Genomic DNA, 3,757 nt, shown 5'->3' with positions numbered 1-3,757 from the left:
CATAGATGGTCAGGAAAATCCTTAGCGTTGTTATTCCGCGTTTTCCTGACGGGACCCCTATTAAGAATACCCATACTTTGTATAGTACTAAAGATAAATATATTAAAAAAGGAGATATGATCTATCCTAAACCTAGGATAACAAATCATTCTCAAATAGAATTTGTGAAGAAAGAGAAGCTTTAATGCTTCTCTCTTTATTTTTTGTAAAAATTTATATCTAAAAGTTTATATTTAGAAAATAAAAACAGACATTTTTTGTGTTTTTACACAGAATTTTTTGAACTCTCTTGTTTATTGTTGTTTTTTTGTTTAATATTGTTTATTGTTATGTACAAAAATTACAGGTGTTTTTTAGGCGTTTAGCCTTTGATTTCATTAAGAAATAATAGGTTTTTGTCTTTATAAATTAGTAGTATATAGTTTATAAATTAGTAGTATATATCTTTATAAATTAGTAGTATATATCATATAAATTAGTAGTATATAACTATGTAAATTAGTAGTATATACTTTTTTTTATGAAAAAATTTATAAATGATTAGTATATTTTTTCATAAGAACATGGTATTATATAAAAAATAAAATATTTGTATAAATTTATGGAGGAAAAATGGCTAAGAAAACTGATGATTATTTTGAAGTTGAAACAATAGATACAGGTCCAACATATTTTTTAGAAGAAGATATTTATATTCCAGAGGAGTTAGTAAAAAATAAATCACTTATACGAATGGATATGAATATTGTACAGTTTCCTGTTTTTTCTAAAAATACAAAAAGAAAAAAAAATGAGATTACAACATACTTTTTTAATAAAAACCGAGATACTTATATAACAGTTAAACCTTCTGCAGGAGAGTTAATTCCAGGAGAAGCTGAAGAGAAGATTTTTATAGCATTAATGAAATTGTTGAAAGAAAAAAATATGGCTCAAGAGTTTGTTGTTACTGCTAACGAAATTAGAGATGCAGCAAAAATTCATGCTAGCCACTATATAAAAGAAATAAAAAGAGCGTTATCTAGGTTATCAGATACCTCTTATGTGTTTAAAAATACTATGTATTCAAATGAACTTGGTGGAATTTTGAATCATGAAGTAAATACCCCAATTTTAACATTTAAAACATTGTCACTTAAAAGAGAAGAAAATAAAAAAATTAAAAATAACATAAAGGATAATCGTATAAAAGAGGTTTATTGCATAAGAATATCTGATCATTTTTACCAAAATATTGTAAAAAGAGGATATTTAGTTTATGATTCAGATATATTACTAGACATACAATCGAGTATTGCTAGAACCTTATATATGCTTTTAGAAAAAATTAGATTTGAAGAGCTTTATGTTAGAGAATCGATATATGCTTTAATAAAAAAAATACCTTTGAAATATGAAAAAAATAGTTTACCAACTACTGTAAAAACAATTGAAAAAGCATTAAATGAATTGAAAGAAAAAAAATTGATAAAAAATTTTAATTTTCTTAAACCTACAACTTGGTTAGAAGCAGATATCGAAGTATTTTTTGATGAAAGTCACAATGTTTCGAAGCAAGAAAGATTCAACGTTGATAATCAAGAGATAAAAAATATTTATAATAACTTAGCAATAACACATACAGAAAAAAACATAGAGGAAAATTTAGAAACTTTTAAAGTAACAGATGAGATGATAGCAGAAATTTTTGGAATAATGCCTCTTAAAGCAAAAAATTTAAAGTCGTTGCCAAAAACTATAAGAGATTGTATTGAAAAATATGGATATAATAGGGTAAAATCTGCAACATATTATTTAAAAGCACAGAAAAATTTAACTAGTCCAAGATCATATTTCTTAAAAACTTTAGAAAATGGGTGGGATAAAGATATTGTGATTGAACCAGAAAAACAAGTTCAACTTGAGTTAGAAAATATAAATGAAATTGAAAATTTTGAAGAAAAACAAGAACAGAATTTCATCTCTCAAGAAAAATATTTTAACACTCTTTCAGAAGAGAAACAGTTAGAGCTTGAAGAGGAAGTATATAAAGACTATATAAAACAGTGTGGACAGGAAACTAAAATTCAAAAGATTGCTTTTAAAGCTGCGAAAAAAAGTTTAATATTTAAATATATTTTAAATAATAATTTAATCCAGTCGTCGGGCAACCCGACAACTGAATCTCAAAAAAATGAAGAGATTAAATTACCTCAAGTAGATGAAGATGAAGTTGATGTTCTTAATAATATCAAAGCTTTTAATGATTATATAAATGGTAGTATTGAGATGTACAAACTAGGATTTGATTTGACATCAGACGAAGCTTCAAGAATAAAAAAAGAGATTTTTTTAGAATTAACAAGTAAATTTATGTTAAGAAAGTTAACGATAGAGGAATTAAATGAAACTATTAAAAGGAAATTAAGCTAGAGAGGAGATTATATGGGGAAGGTCATTACTATCAAAAATAATAAGGGTGGGGTAGGAAAAAGTTGGTTAACATTACAAATATCTCATGCATTGACATTATTAGAAAAAAATGATGGAAATTTTTATAGAGTTCTTATATTAACATCAGATTCTCAAAATAATATATTGGATTTTTCAGGTCATAGTGAGATTGAAATAGAAAAAACTTTAGAGGATTATGTGAAAACGGGTAAAAGAAATGAGATAAGATTGAGAGAGAATCTTTATTATATGCCTCTTGCAAAATCAAATTTTTCTAAGGTTTTTAGAGAGAAATTGAAAAGATCTATAGAGGTTTTAAAAAATGAATTTGATTTTATTTTGATTGATTCAGTTCCAGTTTTAGAAATTGACCAGGATTTTTTAGATATTGCAACGGATATTATAATCCCAACATATATGGATAAAGCAACAACTGGTGGTATTTTAAGACTTATGGAAGAGATAGATTTAAAAAAGATTAGAGCTATAGTTCCGAATAGATATATAAAGTCTAAGAAAACTGAAGTGATGTATGAAGAGCTAAAAACTAATTTAGATGGAACAGGAATATTAGTTACAGAACCAATAAAACAATCTTCTGTTATTCATAATTTAATGGATGATGGTAAAACAATTTGGGACAGTAAATCAAAAGATGTTGAAAGTTTTCAAATGATAATTTATTCAGTTGTAGAGGAGTTGTTAAAGTAATGGCATCGGTGATGGATAAGATAAAAGCTAAAACAGCAGAGTTAAAAAATCAACAAAATAATGATATAAAATTAGAAGTTGAAGTACAATATAATTCAAAAATTGAATATGAAAAATTTGGGATTGTTGAAAATAGAGTTAAAGATAGATTGGTTGATTGTGAAAAAAAAGCAATCTATCATGCTAACGAGATGTCTAAGAGCGTGATGGAGCTTTCTAGGGTATTTTCAGAGGCTCAAGGACTTCTAGCTAGCCATGCAGGAGGAACCTTTAAAAAGTGGTTTGAGGAGCTTGGATTTAAAAAAGATTTTGTTTATATGTGTTTAAAAAGAAATGATCTTTTTTTAGAGCTTTCAGATGAAAAAGTTTTTGTAATTCCAGAAAAAGCTGTAAAAACTATATCTAAAATTAAAGACAAGATTGATATAGAAGAGGTAAAAGAGATTGTGAATTCAGAAAAGCCAACTGAAAAAGCAAAAGAGAAAGAGGAGAGGTTGTCGGGTGACCCGACGACTGAAATTATAGAAATCGAGTTTACAGAAAATGAAAATAAAATAAAAATTATTGAGGATAGAATAGCAAAGCACTATAAAATAATAAAAAATTTAGAGGA

Annotated in this window: 3 protein-coding genes; all 3 read left to right on the top strand. The window is 26.2% G+C overall.

Annotation, left to right across the window (positions count from 1 at the left end):
- Positions 1-612 precede the first annotated feature (612 nt).
- The gene (locus L988_RS00180; protein ID WP_047380365.1) at positions 613-2,412 is read left to right on the top strand and encodes a hypothetical protein; all 1,800 of its coding nucleotides are present in this window, start codon (positions 613-615) and stop codon (positions 2,410-2,412) included.
- Positions 2,413-2,424: 12 nt separating this feature from the next.
- Positions 2,425-3,144 carry a ParA family protein gene (locus L988_RS00175; protein WP_047380364.1) on the top strand — a complete coding sequence of 240 codons (720 nt, stop codon included), beginning with the start codon at positions 2,425-2,427 and terminating at the stop codon, positions 3,142-3,144.
- Positions 3,144-3,757 (top strand): hypothetical protein (locus L988_RS00170; RefSeq protein WP_047380362.1); only part of this gene is annotated, 614 nt, incomplete at its 3' end. The genes L988_RS00175 and L988_RS00170, both read left to right, overlap by 1 nt.

Origin of the sequence: Cetobacterium sp. ZWU0022, from assembly GCF_000800875.1 — a bacterium.
Lineage (GTDB): Bacteria > Fusobacteriota > Fusobacteriia > Fusobacteriales > Fusobacteriaceae > Cetobacterium_A.
The sequence above is the reverse complement of the archived record's forward strand: the minus strand, read 5'-3'. Positions and strand labels throughout refer to the sequence as shown.

What these genes read in the sequence shown, in the direction of transcription:
- L988_RS00180 (WP_047380365.1), top strand. Translation starts at nt 613, where the DNA reads ATGGCTAAGAAAACTGATGATTATTTTGAAGTTGAAACAATAGATACA.
- L988_RS00175 (WP_047380364.1), top strand. Translation starts at nt 2,425, where the DNA reads ATGGGGAAGGTCATTACTATCAAAAATAATAAGGGTGGGGTAGGAAAA.